This is a genomic window from Nonomuraea sp. NPDC049400 (assembly GCF_044466425.1).
In the GTDB taxonomy this organism is placed as follows: domain Bacteria; phylum Actinomycetota; class Actinomycetes; order Streptosporangiales; family Streptosporangiaceae; genus Nonomuraea.
This window is the reverse complement of the sequence record NZ_JBITMP010000004.1, coordinates 130,988-146,935: the sequence shown is the minus strand read 5'-3', so window position 1 is coordinate 146,935 and position 15,948 is coordinate 130,988. Positions and strand designations below refer to the sequence as shown.

Sequence of the window (15,948 nt, the reverse complement as noted above, 5' to 3'; positions counted from 1 at the left end):
CGAACAGTAGTTGGATGGAGGGTGAACGCCCTGCTCTCGGGGAACGTCTCTGCTATAGAGCGTGTCAGCGGCAGTGGGCACGGTTCGCCGAGCCAGGGCTAGCATGCGGGATGACGGGACCGGATTTACCGGCCTGACTGACCGCTCTGTGAGGAGCGACGAGATGTTCGAGAGGTTCACCGACCGAGCGAGGCGTGTTGTCGTCTTGGCCCAGGAAGAGGCCAGGATGCTCAACCACAACTACATCGGCACTGAGCACATTCTTCTTGGCTTGATCCATGAAGGTGAAGGCGTGGCCGCCAAGGCTCTGGAGAGCCTGGGCATCAGCCTTGAGGGTGTGCGTCAGCAGGTCGAGGAGATCATCGGCCAGGGCCAGTCGGCTCCGTCGGGGCACATTCCGTTCACCCCGCGGGCCAAGAAGGTCCTCGAGCTGTCGCTCCGTGAGGCTTTGCAGCTGGGTCACAACTACATCGGCACCGAGCACATCCTGCTCGGGCTCATCCGCGAGGGTGAGGGTGTGGCCGCCCAGGTGCTGGTCAAGCTTGGAGCCGATCTCAACCGTGTCAGGCAGCAGGTCATCCAGTTGCTCCACGGTTACCAGGGCAAGGAGCCAGCCGCGGCGGGTGGTCCGCAGGAGTCGGCCCCCTCGACCTCCCTGGTGCTCGACCAGTTCGGCCGCAACCTGACCCAGGCGGCCCGCGAGGGCAAGCTGGATCCGGTCATCGGCCGCGAGAAGGAGATCGAGCGGGTCATGCAGGTCCTCTCCAGGAGGACCAAGAACAACCCGGTGCTGATCGGCGAGCCCGGCGTCGGCAAGACCGCCGTCGTCGAGGGCCTGTCGCAGAAGATCGTCAGGGGCGAGGTGCCCGAGACGCTGAAGGACAAGCAGCTCTACACGCTTGACCTCGGCGCGCTGGTCGCCGGCTCCCGCTACCGCGGTGACTTCGAGGAGCGCCTGAAGAAGGTGCTCAAGGAGATCCGCACGCGCGGCGACATCATCCTGTTCATCGACGAGCTGCACACGCTCGTCGGCGCGGGCGCCGCGGAGGGCGCGATCGACGCGGCCAGCATCCTCAAGCCCATGCTGGCGCGCGGCGAGCTGCAGACGATCGGCGCGACCACGCTCGACGAGTACCGCAAGTACCTCGAGAAGGACGCCGCGCTGGAGCGCCGCTTCCAGCCGATCCAGGTGGCCGAGCCCTCGCTCAGCCACACGATCGAGATCCTCAAGGGTCTGCGCGACCGCTACGAGGCGCACCACCGCGTGTCCATCACCGACGACGCGCTGGTGGCCGCCGCGCAGCTGGCCGACCGCTACATCAGCGACCGCTACCTTCCCGACAAGGCGATCGACCTCATCGACGAGGCCGGTTCGCGGATGCGCATCCGCAGGATGACCGCTCCGCCGGACCTGCGCGAATACGACGAGAAGATCGCCAACGTCCGCCGCGACAAGGAGTCCGCGATCGACGCGCAGGACTTCGAGAAGGCCGCTGCCCTGCGCGACCAGGAGAAGCAGCTGCAGCTCAAGCGCGAGCGGCGGGAGAAGGAGTGGAAGGCCGGCGACATGGACGTCGTGGCCGAGGTCACTCAGGAGCTCATCGCCGAGGTCCTGGCGACCGCCACCGGCATCCCGGTCTTCAAGCTGACCGAGGAGGAGTCGCAGCGCCTGCTCCGCATGGAGGACGAGCTCCACAAGCGGATCATCGGCCAGGACGACGCGATCAAGGGCCTGTCGCGGTCCATCCGGCGCACCCGCGCCGGTCTGAAGGACCCGCGCCGTCCCGGTGGCTCGTTCATCTTCGCGGGTCCCTCCGGTGTCGGTAAGACCGAGCTGTCCAAGGCTCTGGCGGAGTTCCTCTTCGGCGACGAAGACGCTCTGATCAGCCTTGACATGTCGGAGTTCATGGAGAAGCACACCGTCTCGCGGCTGTTCGGCTCGCCTCCCGGCTACGTCGGGTACGAAGAGGGCGGTCAGCTGACGGAGAAGGTGCGGCGCAAGCCGTTCTCCGTGGTCCTGTTCGACGAGATCGAGAAGGCCCACCCCGACATCTTCAACTCGCTGCTGCAGATCCTGGAGGACGGTCGCCTGACCGACGCCCAGGGCCGCGTGGTCGACTTCAAGAACACGGTCATCATCATGACCACCAACCTCGGCACCCGGGACATCTCCAAGGGCATCGGGGTCGGGTTCGCGAAGTCCAACGACACCGAGTCCAACTACGAGCGGATGAAGTCCAAGGTGCAGGAGGAGCTCAAGCAGCACTTCCGGCCCGAGTTCCTCAACCGTGTCGACGACATCGTGGTCTTCCACCAGCTGACGCCGGCCGAGATCATCAAGATCGTGGATCTGATGCTCGCCCAGGTCGACTCCAGGCTGAAGGACCGCGACATGGGGCTCGAGGTCTCGCAGGATGCCAAGCAGCTGCTGGCCGACCGGGGCTACGACCCGGTGATGGGCGCCCGTCCGCTGCGCCGTACGATCCAGCGCGAGCTCGAGGACGCGCTGTCGGAGAAGATCCTGTACGGCGAGCTCCGGCCGGGCCAGGTCGTCAAGGTGTCGACCGAGGGCGAAGGCGACAACGCCAAGTTCATCTTCAAGGGTGAGACCGCCTCCAAGGTCCCGGACTCGGCCGCCGCCATCGCAGCGCCGATCCAGCACTGACGGATCCCCGAAAGCCCCCGTGTGAGATGCCTCACACGGGGGCTTTCGCATGCCCGCCGGTGGCGTCGAGGTTCGTCGCGCCCGCCCCGGACGGGGGACCGTGCACTCCGGTCGTTGCGTAATTGTTGAGGTACCAGGTGTACGCCACCACCACGAGTAGTACTACACTGCGTAGAGCTTCGCCAGTCTCATCCAAGCGACTCACAAGAGCGTGTTCCTAGGCTGAGGCCTGCTCCCTGGGGAGTAGTGCGGAATCAACTCAGGGCGGACGCGCGGCCCACCATCGAGCAGGCATGCTCGCAAGGGCCGGCACGTCCGCGGGCGGGCGACGGAACACCAAGAGCAAGCCGTGGAGGAAACCGATGCGCCTGCGTCACGATGACGGAACGCTCGTTCACCTCGCCTACAACGCAGGCGTCCACCCCGCTGAGGACCTGGAGAACCTGATCGCCCACCTGACCCGTTACGCGGTCCCGGTGCGCAAGCGGCTGGGCGTGGAGCGGATGGGCATCGGGCTGTGGTTCTCGCCGAGCGTCGCCGACCACCTGACGGCCGACCGCATCGAGCTCGTACGGCTGCGCCGCTCCCTGGAGGAGCGCGGCCTGGAGGTCGTGAGCCTCAACGGCACCGGCGGTCGCAACCAGGAGGTCCCCGGCCCCGACTGGGCCAAGCCCGAGCGCTACCGCTACACCATGGCCCTGGCCAAGATCCTGGCGTTCCTGCTGCCGGACGACGTGCGGTTCGGGAGCATCTCGACGATCCCGATCGGGTGGCGCCGCGACTGGCCTGCCGACCTGCACACGATCGCCACGCGCCGCCTCGAGCGGCTGGCGCGCGAGCTGCGCGGCATCTACAGCGTGACCGGCAAGACGATCAGGGTCGGGTTCGAGCCGTGGCCCGGATGCGTGCTGGAGACGACCGAGCAGGCGCTCGAGCGGGTGTGCGGCATCGACTCCGAGCACCTGGGCGTGTGCCTGGACGCATGTCACCTCGCCTGCGGCGCCGAGGAGCCCGGTGCGGCACTGAAGGGGCTGGCCGAGGCCGGCGCGCCGGTGGTCAAGCTGGGGCATGTGCACAACCACACGGGGGAGACGCCGAGCACGGGGGCCGTGCTGCACGACACGCTGACGGCGATGCTGTCGGGGGCGGTCAGCGGGAGCGCCCACATCGAGGTCGAGACGCACAACCTGACCGTGCCCGGGCGCGCCAAGGGGCCGGGGGCGCTGGTGTCGCTGCTGGCCGACGAGCTGGACTGGGCCCGTACGAACCTCACCAGCCTGGGCCTCCAGCTGGCCGCCTGACCCTCCCGGCATCGCCCAAAGGCACGGACCGAACCGTGCCCCGCGGGTAGGGTCATGCAGCCGGAAGGTCCGCGCCAACGTGCGTGAGGCAGCCGGAAGGGCCGCGCCACCGTGGCTTAGGTAGCCGAAAGGGTCACGCCGCCGTGGCCAGGTAGGACCGCGCGGCCGTGGGGCGGTAGCCGGGAAAGCCGCGCCCGCCCCGCTCAGGCGTGGGGGAGGCGGTACGTGCCGTCGTCCAGGTGCTCGGCCAGGCCGTCGGCGATCAGGCCGTCCAGGGCGCGCTCGCGTTGCACCGCGTCGTCCCACACCACGTCCAGGGCGGCCTTGGGGACCGGGCCGTGGGCCGTCCGCAGCACCTCCAGGAGGCGGCCGCGGCACTGGCGGTCGGTGCCCGCGTACGTCTGGCCCTTGCGCGCGGGGCCGGTGTGCGGCGGCTTGCCCGCCAGCCGCCAGGCACACAGGTGATTGATCGGGCAGTCGGCACAGCGCGGCGCGCGGGCCGTGCAGACGAGTGCGCCCAGCTCCATCACGGCCACGCCCCAGCGGGCCGCGCCCAGCTCGGGCAGGAGGGCCTCGGCGAGCCGTCGCTCCGCCGCTGAGGTGGCCGTGGGAGGGTACTCCTCCGCGCGTACGGCTCTGGCGAAGACCCGCCGGACGTTGGTGTCCAGGACGGCGTGGCGGCCGCCGTACGCGAAGCTGGCGACCGCGGCCGCGGTGTACTCGCCGATGCCGGGCAGCGCCAGCAGCGTCGCGTGGTCGGAGGGCACCTCGCCCCCGTGCTCGTCGCTGATGGCTCTCGCGCAGGCGTGCAGCCGGAGCGCCCTGCGCGGGTAGCCGAGCCGGCCCCAGTGGCGTACGGCCTCGCCCGGCTGCTCGGCGGCCAGCGCCTTGGGGGTGGGCCAGCGGGCCATCCAGTCGTGCCAGACGGGCAGGACGCGTACGACCGGGGTCTGCTGGAGCATGATCTCGCTCACCAGTACGCCCCACGGGGTCGCGTCGGCGGCGCGCCACGGGAGGTCTCGGGCGTTGTCCTCGTACCAGTCCAGAACGGGGGCGTGTAGGAGGTTCGGCTCAACCACGCGGTCAAGCGTATTCGGAGAATGCGGCCTTCGGCGTGTCGTCACTCTTCGTAGCTGTCACGGGAACCATCCTTTGCGTATGGACCCGGATACTGTGCGTGGCGACGGCGGTGACGTTTACTGGCGGCGCCGGATGAGCGTCCTCGTGGCGGTGCTCGTGGTGGTGGCCGTCGTGGCATGGGCATGCTCCAGCGGGGGCAGCGGGCCGGAACGTGCGTCCAGCGCGCAGACGTCACCGAGTGCCACCCCGGTCGTCGATCCGCTGCTGGCGGGGCTCCGTACGCTCGCCATGGGCACGGCCAGCTCGTCACCGACCCCGTCCACCACCCCTACGGCCACTCCGGCGGCGTCCCCCAAGCGTCCCGGCGAGCCCTGTGCCAAGGAGGACCTGGTGCTCAGCCTCCAGGGAGGCAAGGAGGAGATCTACTCGGGCGGCACCCAGCCCACGTTCCTGGTGACGCTGGTGAACACCGGCCCCGTGATGTGCACGGCCGACGTCGGGCCGCGCGCCATGGAGATCCGCATCACCTCGGGGGAGGACCGCATCTGGTCCACCGCGGACTGCGTCAGCGGGGTGGGCTCGGAGGTCAAGAAACTGCAGCGCGGGGTGCCCTACGTGCGTTCTCTGGAATGGGACCGCCACCGCTCCAGCACCGACTGCCGCGCCACCCCGGCCACCGCGCTGCCGGGGACGTACGTGGTCACGGTGCACATGGGCGAACTCCGCACTCCCAAGGGCGTCTTCCACCTCCGCTGAGCTTGCGGCTCGTCCATGCGCTCACCCCGACCTTCAACCCGACTGAAGCCTTCGCTAAGCTTCAGTTAACCTGAAGGTTGGAGGAAGAGGCATGCTGGAACATGTCCTGCTGTCGGTACACGTGCTCGCCGCCATCGTGTTCGTGGGCGGCTCCGCCGTGGCCACGAGCCTGTTTCCCCGGTACGCGCCGGTCGCCACCGCCGTTCCCGCCACCGCCGTTCCCGCCGCCGCGGCTCCGTCCGATCCGGATGTGCGCAACCGGTCCGTGGCCGTCGCGCTCCATCGCGTCACCGGCGGGTACGCCCTCTTCGGCCTGATCGTCCCCGTGGCCGGGATGATCCTGGCCAGCGTGCAGGGCCGGATGGGCGAGATCTGGATCATCATCTCCATGATCCTCACCGCTGCCGCGGGCGTGCTGCTCGCCACGCAGATCTACCCAGGTCAGCGTGACGCGCTCGGCCATCCCGACGACGGCAGGAGACTGCGCCGGCTCTCCATGCTCAGCGGCATCTACAACCTGGTCTGGGCGATCGTCGTCGTCATGATGATCGTGCGGCCCGGCTACGGTCCGCAGGCGTGAGCGGCATGCGTCTGCTGCGAATCGCGGCCGCCGTCGAGGTCGTCTCCTTGGCGGTCCTGCTCGGCAATCTGTTCACCGTCCACGCCAAGGCGGTCACGACGTTCGCAGGTCCGCTGCACGGCTGCGCCTATGTCGTGGTCATCGTGGCGACCTGGCTGATCCCGTCCGCCCCCCGATGGCCGGCCTTCATCCCGGGCGTCGGCGGCCTGCTCGTCCTGCGCGCCCGGACCCTCCCCGTGACCGATGACCCGCAGTGAGGACGACGTGATGGACACCTACTGGGGCCTGCCCTTCCCCTGGACCGAGCTGACGCTGAAGGCGACGCTCCTCGCCCGGGGCATCGAGCAACCGGCGATCTTCAACCACAGCATGCGCACTTACCTCTACGGACGTTTCCTCGGTGAGCAGCAAGGACTGCGGCCCGGCGCGGACTACGACGACGAGCTGCTGTTCCTCGGCTGCGTGCTCCACGACGCCGGGCTCAGCGAGAAGGGCAACGGCGATCAGCGTTTCGACCTCGACGGCGCGGACCTGGCTGCAGACTGGCTGGCAGAGCAGGGGTTGCCGTCGGAAAAGGTGGAGGTCGTGTGGGACGCGATCGCCCTGCATCTCCACTATGAGATCGCCATCCGGAAGCGGCCCGAGATCGCGCTGGTCACGGCCGGCGCCGGATACGACCTCGGGCCGGAAGGACCCGCCCTTCCTGACGGCTACGCCGACCGCATCCACGCCGTGCTGCCGCGCCTGCACGCCGCCGCCGTGCTCCACGACGAGATCGTCGGGCAGGCGCTCGACAAGCCGCAGAAGGCGCCGCCGTACAGCATGCCGGGCGAGTTGGTCCGCCAGGTCACCCGGGAGTCCTGGCCGACCTGGAAGGAGCTGTTTCAGACCTCCGGCTGGAACGACTACGACGGCTACGACGCGGACGGCGGAGGCGCTGCCTGAGCCGCCGCATCCCCATTGGAAAGGCACTGCCGACCGGCCCCGGGGCGGTGGCCGGTCGTCGCGTCCTAGACGTAGCGCTCCAGGATGGAGGACTCGGCCAGGCGGGACAGGCCCTCTCGGACGCTGCGGGCGCGGGACTCCCCGACGCCCCCCACCGCCTGCAGGTCGTCGATGCTCGCCGCCAGCAGCTTCTGCAGCCCGCCGAAATGGTTCACCAGGCGCTCCACCACCGTGGCCGGCAGGCGGGGGACCTTGGCCAGGAGGCGGAAGCCCCGGGGGCTGACCGGGCTGTCCAGTTTGTCGGTGCCGTTGTGGCCGAGGACATGGGCGACGGCCGAGAGGTCGAGCAGTTCGCTGGCCGACAGCTTGTCCAGGTCGTGCATCGCGTCGATCAGGCGCCGCTGGCGGCGGCCGGAGGGGGCCGGGAGGTAGTCGCGGATGACCAGCTCGCGCTCCGAGTCGACCCCGGCCACCAGCTCGTCCAGCTGCAGGGACAGCAGGCGGCCGTCGGTGCCGAGCTCGACCACGTAGCCCTTGATCTCGTCGGCGATCCTGCGGACCATCTCGAGGCGCTGGGCGACCGCGGACACGTCTCTGACCGTGACCAGGTCCTCGATCTCCAGGGCCGAGAGGGTGCCCGAGACCTCGTCGAGGCGGTGTTTGTAGCGCTCGAGGGTGGCCAGGGCCTGGTTGGCCTTGGAGAGGATGGCCGCCGACTCCTCCAGGACGTAGCGGATGCCGTCGAGGTAGAGGGCGATGATGCGCATCGACTTGCTGATGGCGATGATCGGCAGGCCCGTCTGCCTGGCCACGCGCTGGGCGGTGCGGTGGCGGGTGCCGGACTCGTCGGTGGGGATGGACGGGTCGGGCACGAGGTGCACGGCGGCGCGTACGATCTTGTGGTCGTCGCTCACCACGATGGCGCCGTCCATCTTGGCCAGCTCGCGCAGCCTGGTGGCCGAGAAGTCGACGTCGAGCTCGAAACCGCCGCTGCAGACCTCTTCGACGACCCTGTTGTAGCCGAGCACGATCAACCCGCCGGTCTGCCCGCGCAGGATCCGTTCCAGGCCGTCGCGTAGTGGTGTGCCCGGGGCCACCGCGGCCAGGGCTTCGCGTCGGCGGTCGTCCAGACTCCTATCCACATGACCCCCGTGTCGATCGGTCACGCCCAGCTTAGCGGCGCTATGTCACGTGTGTGAGGGCGTCCCAGACGTTCTCTGCCTGCACCACCTCGAACCCCGGCGCGAACGCCACCGGCCCCACCGGCACCAATGCCCGCTGTCCTGTGCGCCTGCGACCGCCTTCTTCCAGGGATCCGGCAGGTACGAGTGCCCGCTTGAAACCGAGCCTGGCGGCCTCCGTCAGCCTCCTGCGTACGTCCCTGACCGGTCGCAGCTCGCCCGCCAGGCCCACCTCGCCGAGCGCCACCAGCCCGGAAGGCAGGGGTTTGTCCCCGGCGGCGCTGGCGACGGCCAGCATGACCGACAGGTCCACGGCAGGGTCGGCCAGCTTGATGCCGCCCACGGTGGCGGTGAACACGTCGCAGCCGCCCAGCCGGGCGTTGAGCCGGCGCTCCAGGACGGCGAGGATCATCTGCACGCGGTAGGTGTCGAGGCCCGACGACGTGCGCCTGGGCTGCTGGGCCTCCGTGCGGGCGACCAGGGCCTGGACCTCGGCGGGCAGCGGGCGCGTGCCCTCCACGGTGACGGTGACGCAGGTGCCGGGCACCGGCTCGCTGCGCCGGGAGACGAACAGCCCGCTCGGGTCGGTGATGCCCTCGATGCCCCGCTCGTGCAGGTCGAAGCAGCCGACCTCGTCGGTGGGCCCGAACCGGTTTTTGATCGCGCGCACCATGCGCAGCCTGGAGTGGCGGTCGCCCTCGAAGTTGAGCACGACGTCGACCAGGTGCTCCAGCGTGCGCGGGCCCGCGATCGAGCCCTCCTTGGTGACGTGGCCGACGAGCACGGTGGCCATGTTGCGCTCCTTGGCCAGGCGGACCAGGTTGGCCGCCACCTCGCGGACCTGCGTCACCCCGCCCGGCACGCCGGTGGCCTGCGCGGAGCCGACCGTCTGCACCGAGTCGACCACCAGCAGCTTGGGCTGGACCTTCTCCACATGGGTGACCAGGGCCGACAGCTCGGTCTCCGCGGCGAGGTAGAGGTGGTCGCGGATCGCGCCGATGCGGTCGGCGCGCAGCCGCACCTGGGCCGCCGACTCCTCGCCCGTGACGTAGAGGACCGTCTCGCGCTCGGCGATGCTGGCCGCGGCCTCCAGCAGGAGCGTGGACTTGCCGATGCCCGGCTCGCCGGCCAGCAGCACGACCGCCCCAGGCACCAGGCCGCCGCCGAGCACCCGGTCGAGCTCGCCGACGCCGGTCGTGCGCGCGGTCGCCACCTCGGCCTTGACCTGCCCGATCGGCACGGCGGGCGCGGTGGTGGCGCCTGCCTGGACGACGTTGACGCCGGCGCGCGCCCCCTCCTCGTCGACCGTGCCCCACGCCTGGCACTCGCCGCACCTGCCCACCCATTTCGTGGTGCGCCACCCGCACTCGGCGCAGCGGTATCCGGGCTTCTGGGCTGTCTTGGCCATGCGGAGCAGGCTAGCGGCATCTACCGACAATCCTCGAGGGGTACGGCCCGCGTCACGCCACCCGCCGGATAAGTTACGCCAGGCCCAGCTCCGCGACGAGCATGCGCTTGGGCTTGGCGCCGACGACCTGCTTGACCGGCTCGCCGTTCTCGAACAGCAGCAGCGTCGGGATGCCCATCACGCCGTAACGGGCCATGATCTCCGGGTTTTCGTCGGTGTTGAGCTTGCCGATGGTCAGCCCGTGCTCCGCCTCGATCTGGTCCAGCACCGGCGCCACCATGCGGCACGGCCCGCACCACTCCGCCCAGAAGTCGACCAGCACCGGCTTGTCGCTCTTGAGCACCTGCTCCTCGAAGTTCTCCGTGGTCAGCGTGATCATGTCTATCCCCTTACGAAGCAACCTGGGCATGACTGCGCGAGCTGGGCGGCCACCTCGGCGCGGCGGGCGAGCAGGACGCGGATCTCGTCGTCGATCTCGTTGAGCTTGCGCTCGTAGACCTCGACCGACTCCGCGCACGAACCCCCCGTGCTGTGCCCGCGGCGCAGGCAGTCGACGAACGGCCGCGTGTCCTCCAGCGTGAACCCCACCTTGAGCAGCGCCCGGATCTCGGACACCAGCTTGACGTCGTCCTCGCTGTAGTCACGGTAGCCGTTGGCCGTGCGACGGGCTCTGAGCAGGCCGTGCTGCTCGTAGTACCGGAGCGAGCGGGTGCTTACTCCGGTGCGTTCCGCCAGCTCTCCGATGCGCATGCCACCACGGTAAACGTTGACACCGACGTCAATGTCAAGGCGTCAGTAGTAACGCCAGCGCAGCACGTTCGGGTAGGCGAGCTCCAGGCCCGGCGTCTCGGCGATGGCCTGCTCGGCCACCTCGGGCGCGAACTCGATGCGCAGCACCGCCTCCAGGTCCGCCCGCCGCTCGAAGGCCATCCTGAGGTCGAGCGGCCGCCGCTGCCACCCCTGGCGGACCCAGAACGACTCGACCTCCTGAGCGGAGTACGTCGGCACCGTGCGCGAGAACCAGCGGCCGAACGACCCGCGCGTGGCGTCGAGGTCGAGGACGAAGGCCGCGCCGCCGCGGCGTACCACGCGGGACAGCTCGCGCAGGCCCGGCTCGCAGCCGGGACCGAAGAAGTACGCCCAGCGCGCGATGGCCACGTCCACGCTCGCGTCGGGGATCGGCAGGTCCTGGGCCGCGGCGGGGTGCACGGTCACGTTGGCCAGCGCGGCGCAGCGGCGGCGGGCGATCACGGCGAGGTCCCCGTGCGGCTCCACCCCGATCACCGTGTTCGCCGTGGCGGAGAGCGCGGGCAGGTGGTACCCGGTGCCGCAGCCGATGTCGAGCACCGTGCCGCCGTCCCAGGGACGCAGCGCGCGCATCGCCGTGTCGGCCGCGCCTTCGGGATCGACGGCGCGGTTCTCCAGCTCGTAGATCTGGGGCGTGTTCCAGATGTTCGGGCTGGGGATCGCACCTTTCGCTATCCGTGGCATGCCCCAAAGTTAAGACACCCGCTGTACGCGGCTCACCAAAGGGGCTTTCGCGCCAGATCGGCTCCACCGGCTTAGGCTGGCAGCGTGGCTGATGTCATCCGCGTGCCCAATGCGAAGATCGCATTGTCCACCGCCTCGGTATATCCGGAACGCACTCCTGACGCGTTCGAGCTGGCCGCGCGCCTCGGCTACGACGGCGTGGAGATCATGGTGGGCGCCGACCCGGTGAGCCAGGACATCGACGTGATAGAGCGGCTCTCCGAGCACTATCAGGTCCCCGTCCTGGCCATTCACGCCCCCTGCCTGCTGGTCACCCAGCGGGTCTGGGGCCGCGACCCCTGGGCCAAGCTGGTCAAGGCCCGCAAGGCGGCCGAACGCCTGGGCGCCTCGACGGTCGTGGTCCATCCGCCGTTCCGCTGGCAGCGTGAGTACGCCCGGGAGTTCGAGACGGGGCTGGCCAGGATGCGCGACGAGACGAATGTCACGTTCGCGGTCGAGAACATGTTCCCGCTCAGGGCCAGGGGCAACGACGTGGTGCCCTACGCGCCCGACTGGAACCCGATCGACTACGACTTCCCCCAGATCACGCTCGACCTCTCGCACACGGCCGTGTCGGGCTCCGACGCCATGGAGATGGCCGTCAAGCTCGGCGACAGGCTGGCCCACGTGCACCTGGCCGACGGCATCGGCGTCACGAACAAGGACGAGCACCTCGTGCCCGGCAGGGGCAACCAGCCGTGCGCCCCGCTGCTGGAGCGCCTGGCCGGCACCGGTTACTCGGGGCTGGTGGTGCTGGAGGTCAACACGCGCAAGGCGGCCAGCCGTACGGAGCGGATCGACGACCTGGCGGAGGGGCTCGCCTTCGCGCGGCTGCACCTGGCGGCCTCCTCATGAACATGGGGCCGATCAAGGATCTGGGCAGGGTGTTCGACCGGGTGGCCGACGCGTACGACGCGGGCAGGCCCGGCTACCCCGACGAGGTGTTCCGCCAGCTGAGCGAGGTGTCCGGCGTCGAGCTCGACGGCGCCGTCACGGTGGACGTCGGCGCGGGCACCGGCATCATGACGCGCGCGCTCAGGGCGCGCGGCTCCCACGTCATCGCGATCGACCCGGGCGCGGAGATGCTCGCCCGCCTGGTCTCGCGCTCGGCGAGCGGCCCGCCCGCCGCCGCGGCCGTGCTGGCGGACGGCAACGCGCTTCCGCTGGCCGACGGCGTGGCCGACCTGGTGACGTACGCGCAGTCGTGGCACTGGCTCGACCCGGTGGCGTCGATCACGGAGGCCCGGCGGGTGCTGCGGCCCGAGGGGGCCATCGTGGGCTGCTGGAACTTCAACCACGCGGCCCAGGCCGACTGGCTGGCCGCCTACGAGGCCCGCCTGGCGGAGGCCGTGCCCACCTACTACGGCCCCGCGGTCGAGCAGTGGTCGGCGCCGCCCATCGCCTCGGCCTTCGACGTGATCGAGGAGCGCTGGATCCCCTGGACCAGGCTGGTCGGCATCGAGGACTTCCTGCTCGACCTGCGCTCGCACTCCTACATGGCGGCGCTCTCGCCGGAGCCCGCCGACGAGCTGGTCGAGCGGCAGCGCGTGGAGCTGCGCAGGGAGTTCCCCGAGGGCATGCTGCCCGTGCCGATGCGGGTCTACCTGGCGGTGGGCAGGTGAGCAACAAGCGCAGGCCCGGGCGCAGGCCGGGGTCGGCCGACACGCGTGGGGAGATCCTCACCGCGGCCAGGAAGGTGTTCGCGGAGAAGGGGTTCGACAAGGCCACCGTGCGTGCCATCGCCCGCGAGGCCGAGGTCGATCCCGCCCTCGTGCACCACTACTTCGACACCAAGGAGGGCATGTTCGCGGCGGCCATGCAGCTGCCGATCACTCCAGACCAGATCATCCCGGCGCTGCTCGAGGGCCCGCGCGAGGAGATCGGCGAGCGGCTCGTACGCCTGATACTCCAGGTCACCGCCGCGCCGGAGACGCGCGAGCCGATGGTGGCCCTGATCCGCTCGGCCATGACCAACGAGCAGGCGGCCACGATGTTCCGCGAGTTCATCTCCAACGCGCTGCTCTTCCAGGTGGCCAACCGGCTCGGCGTGCCGCACCTGCGGATCGAGGCGGCGTTCGCGCAGATGTACGGTGTGATCATGGGCCGTTACGTGATCAAGCTGGAGCCGCTGGCGAGCGCCAGTCACGACGAGCTCGCGGAGCTGCTCGCACCGACGATCCAGAGGTACCTCGTCGGCTAGAGCATTGTTCTGCATACACCGGTGACCTTAGGGTATGTCGCATATTCCGGAAATATTACCGGTGGGTAGGATTCCCGGGAGATGCCGGCGAAGCGGGTGACCGTACGCTGACAGCCAACGTCGTCTGTGGGAGGACCCGTGCTCTGGGTAGCCATCATCGGACTTTTGATGACCGTCCTGGCGGTGGCCGTCGCCGGCCGCAGGGTGCTGTTCCTGTTCAGGCTCGCGACCGTGGGGCCGCCCGCGCCCGAGCGGATCGAGTACGCCAGGACCCATGCCAAGGATGAGGCCAAGGCGCAGCTCGTCGAGGTGTTCGGGCAGAAGAAGCTGCTGAAGTGGACGCCGTCGGGCACCGCGCACTTCTTCGTCATGTGGGCGTTCTTCATCCTGCTGACCGTCTACATCGAGGCGTACGGTGCGATCATCCAGGGCGCGATCACCGGCAGGCCCGACTTCCACATCCCGCTGATCGGCACCTGGGGTGTGCTCGGCTTCCTGCAGGACTTCATCGCGGTCGCGTGCGTGCTCGGCCTGGTCGCGTTCGCCGCGATCCGGATCAAGAACTCGCCCAAGACGCTCGGCCGCACCTCCCGCTTCTCCGGCTCGCACCTGGGCGGCGCGTGGCTCGTCCTGTTCATGATCTTCAACATCATCTGGACGCTGTTCCTCGCCCGTGGCGCGTCGGCCGCCAACGGCAACTTCCCCTACTCCTCCGGGGCGTTCGTCTCGCTGGCCCTGGGGGACGCGCTGCCGCAGAGCACGCTCCTCGAGGAGATCGCGCTGCTGCTGCACATCGGCTTCATGCTGGTGTTCCTGGTCATCGTGGTGAACTCCAAGCACCTGCACATCTTCACCGCGCCGCTCAACGTGCTGTTCTCGCGCCGCCCCGACGGCCTGGGCGGCGCGCCCGAGATGCGCGTGGACGGCAAGGCGGTCGACTTCGAGGACGAGGACCTCGATCCGGAGCGGCTCGGGCGCGGCAAGATCGCCGACACCACGTGGAAGGGCTTCCTGGACTTCTACTCCTGTACGGAGTGCGGCCGCTGCCAGTCGCAGTGCCCGGCGTGGAACACCGACAAGCCGCTTTCGCCGAAGATGCTCATCCTCGACCAGCGTGACCACGCCTTCAAGGTGGCCCCGTACCTGCTGGCGGCCCAGCAGGGCGTCGAGCACAAGGACACCGACGTGCTGGCGCTGCTGGAGAAGCCGCTGGTCGGCGAGGACGGCGTGATCCACCCCGACGTGCTCTGGTCGTGCACCAACTGCGGCGCCTGCGTCGAGCAGTGCCCGGTGGACATCGAGCACATCGACCACATCCTCGACATGCGCCGCTACCAGGTGATGGTGGAGTCGTCGTTCCCGTCCGAGGCGGGAGTGATGGTGAAGAACCTGGAGAACAAGGGCAACCCGTGGGGCATGTCCGAGATGAAGCGGGCCGACTGGATCGAGGAGCTCGACTTCGAGGTCGAGGTCGTCGACGAGAAGATGCCCGAGGACGCCGAGTACCTGTTCTGGGTGGGCTGCGCGGGCGCGCTCGAGGACCGGGCCAAGAAGACCACCAAGGCCGTGGCGGAGCTGCTGCACATCGCGGGCGTGAAGTTCGCGGTGCTCGGCCCGATGGAGGCGTGCACCGGCGACCCGGCCCGCCGCCTGGGCATGGAGTACCTGTTCAACATGCTGGCCCAGCAGAACATCGAGACGCTCAACGAGGCCGGCGTCAAGAAGATCGTCGCCACCTGCCCCCACTGCTTCAACACCCTGGCCAACGAGTACCCGCAGCTGGGCGGCACGTACGAGGTCGTGCACCACACGCAGCTGCTGTCGAAGCTGGTGGACGAGGGCCTGCTCACCCCGATCACGCCGATCGAGGAGAAGATCACCTATCACGACCCGTGCTTCCTCGGCCGCCACAACAAGGTCTACTCCCAGCCCCGCGACATCATGTCCAAGGTGCCCGGCGTGCAGACCCAGGAGATGCACCGGCACAAGGACCGCGGCTTCTGCTGCGGCGCGGGCGGCGCGCGCATGTGGATGGAGGAGCGCATCGGCAAGCGCATCAACACCGAGCGCGTGGACGAGGCCCTCACCACCAACCCCGACACCGTCTCCACCGCCTGCCCGTTCTGCATGGTGATGCTCGGCGACGCGATCAACGAGAAGAAGAACAACGGCGAGGCCAAGGAGTCGCTCGAAGTCGTGGACGTGGCCCAGCTGTTGATCAAGTCGGTCAAAGGCGCTTCCTGACCGTTAGCCGTCAGACTCCCTCACCGTTGAAGTGGGGGAGTCTCGCATGTCAGCGAGG

At 69.3% G+C, this 15,948-nt stretch carries 16 protein-coding genes; 10 read left to right on the top strand and 6 right to left on the bottom strand.

Annotation, left to right across the window (positions count from 1 at the left end; translation table 11 throughout):
* The first annotated feature begins 163 nt into the window (after nucleotides 1–163).
* Both ACIBVN_RS06660 and ACIBVN_RS06655 read left to right on the top strand, forming a co-directional pair.
* The gene (locus ACIBVN_RS06660) at nucleotides 164–2,665 is read left to right on the top strand and encodes an ATP-dependent Clp protease ATP-binding subunit (protein WP_397133414.1); all 2,502 of its coding nucleotides are present in this window, start codon (nucleotides 164–166) and stop codon (nucleotides 2,663–2,665) included.
* A 362-nt stretch (nucleotides 2,666–3,027) separates the two neighbouring features.
* Nucleotides 3,028–3,966, top strand: a complete 939-nt coding sequence (locus ACIBVN_RS06655; RefSeq protein WP_397133412.1) for a sugar phosphate isomerase/epimerase family protein — start codon at nucleotides 3,028–3,030, stop codon at nucleotides 3,964–3,966.
* 203 nt (nucleotides 3,967–4,169) lie between these two features.
* Here ACIBVN_RS06655 and ACIBVN_RS06650 read toward each other — a convergent pair whose 3' ends face one another.
* Complete coding sequence (locus tag ACIBVN_RS06650) at nucleotides 4,170–5,045, bottom strand: A/G-specific adenine glycosylase (RefSeq protein WP_397133410.1); 876 nt, start codon at nucleotides 5,043–5,045, stop codon at nucleotides 4,170–4,172.
* 79 nt (nucleotides 5,046–5,124) lie between these two features.
* On the opposite strand from ACIBVN_RS06650, the gene ACIBVN_RS06645 reads away from it, so the two are divergent.
* The 4 genes from ACIBVN_RS06645 (at nucleotide 5,125) to ACIBVN_RS06630 (ending at nucleotide 7,327) form a co-directional block, all read left to right on the top strand.
* Nucleotides 5,125–5,802 (top strand): hypothetical protein, encoded by a 678-nt coding sequence (locus ACIBVN_RS06645; RefSeq protein WP_397133408.1) that lies wholly within the window; start codon nucleotides 5,125–5,127, stop codon nucleotides 5,800–5,802.
* A gap of 94 nt (nucleotides 5,803–5,896) precedes the next feature.
* Nucleotides 5,897–6,382 carry a hypothetical protein gene (locus tag ACIBVN_RS06640; RefSeq protein ID WP_397133904.1) on the top strand — a complete coding sequence of 162 codons (486 nt, stop codon included), beginning with the start codon at nucleotides 5,897–5,899 and terminating at the stop codon, nucleotides 6,380–6,382.
* 5 nt (nucleotides 6,383–6,387) lie between these two features.
* A complete protein-coding gene (locus tag ACIBVN_RS06635) occupies nucleotides 6,388–6,639 on the top strand; it encodes a DUF3817 domain-containing protein (RefSeq protein ID WP_397133902.1) in 252 nt (83 codons plus the stop codon).
* Complete coding sequence (locus ACIBVN_RS06630; RefSeq protein WP_397133406.1) at nucleotides 6,626–7,327, top strand: HD domain-containing protein; 702 nt, start codon at nucleotides 6,626–6,628, stop codon at nucleotides 7,325–7,327. The genes ACIBVN_RS06635 and ACIBVN_RS06630 overlap by 14 nt, the downstream gene beginning before the upstream one ends.
* 65 nt (nucleotides 7,328–7,392) lie before the next feature.
* Here ACIBVN_RS06630 and disA read toward each other — a convergent pair whose 3' ends face one another.
* The 5 genes from disA to ACIBVN_RS06605 all read right to left on the bottom strand — a co-directional run bounded on the left by disA (nucleotide 7,393) and on the right by ACIBVN_RS06605 (nucleotide 11,407).
* Complete coding sequence (disA, locus tag ACIBVN_RS06625; RefSeq protein ID WP_349447450.1) at nucleotides 7,393–8,469, bottom strand: DNA integrity scanning diadenylate cyclase DisA; 1,077 nt, start codon at nucleotides 8,467–8,469, stop codon at nucleotides 7,393–7,395.
* A 40-nt stretch (nucleotides 8,470–8,509) separates the two neighbouring features.
* Complete coding sequence (gene radA, locus ACIBVN_RS06620; protein WP_397133403.1) at nucleotides 8,510–9,916, bottom strand: DNA repair protein RadA; 1,407 nt, start codon at nucleotides 9,914–9,916, stop codon at nucleotides 8,510–8,512.
* A 73-nt stretch (nucleotides 9,917–9,989) separates the two neighbouring features.
* The gene (gene trxA, locus ACIBVN_RS06615) at nucleotides 9,990–10,295 is read right to left on the bottom strand and encodes a thioredoxin (protein WP_349447448.1); all 306 of its coding nucleotides are present in this window, start codon (nucleotides 10,293–10,295) and stop codon (nucleotides 9,990–9,992) included.
* A gap of 2 nt (nucleotides 10,296–10,297) precedes the next feature.
* Entirely contained in the window at nucleotides 10,298–10,666 is a 369-nt protein-coding gene (locus tag ACIBVN_RS06610) for a MerR family transcriptional regulator (protein ID WP_397133401.1), read from the bottom strand.
* Between the two features lie 42 nt (nucleotides 10,667–10,708).
* Nucleotides 10,709–11,407 carry a class I SAM-dependent methyltransferase gene (locus ACIBVN_RS06605; protein ID WP_397133399.1) on the bottom strand — a complete coding sequence of 233 codons (699 nt, stop codon included), beginning with the start codon at nucleotides 11,405–11,407 and terminating at the stop codon, nucleotides 10,709–10,711.
* 84 nt (nucleotides 11,408–11,491) lie between these two features.
* On the opposite strand from ACIBVN_RS06605, the gene ACIBVN_RS06600 reads away from it, so the two are divergent.
* From ACIBVN_RS06600 to ACIBVN_RS06585, 4 genes are all read left to right on the top strand, one after another.
* The gene (locus tag ACIBVN_RS06600) at nucleotides 11,492–12,301 is read left to right on the top strand and encodes a sugar phosphate isomerase/epimerase family protein (protein WP_397133397.1); all 810 of its coding nucleotides are present in this window, start codon (nucleotides 11,492–11,494) and stop codon (nucleotides 12,299–12,301) included.
* Nucleotides 12,302–12,303: 2 nt separating this feature from the next.
* On the top strand, nucleotides 12,304–13,068 hold the full coding sequence (locus ACIBVN_RS06595) for a class I SAM-dependent methyltransferase (RefSeq protein WP_397133395.1): 765 nt from the start codon (nucleotides 12,304–12,306) through the stop codon (nucleotides 13,066–13,068).
* Nucleotides 13,065–13,646: a TetR family transcriptional regulator gene (locus tag ACIBVN_RS06590; RefSeq protein WP_397133393.1), complete on the top strand. Its 582-nt coding sequence runs from the start codon at nucleotides 13,065–13,067 to the stop codon at nucleotides 13,644–13,646. Before ACIBVN_RS06595 ends, ACIBVN_RS06590 begins: the two co-directional genes overlap by 4 nt.
* 138 nt (nucleotides 13,647–13,784) lie before the next feature.
* Nucleotides 13,785–15,890 carry a (Fe-S)-binding protein gene (locus ACIBVN_RS06585; protein ID WP_397133391.1) on the top strand — a complete coding sequence of 702 codons (2,106 nt, stop codon included), beginning with the start codon at nucleotides 13,785–13,787 and terminating at the stop codon, nucleotides 15,888–15,890.
* Nucleotides 15,891–15,948 lie beyond the last annotated feature (58 nt).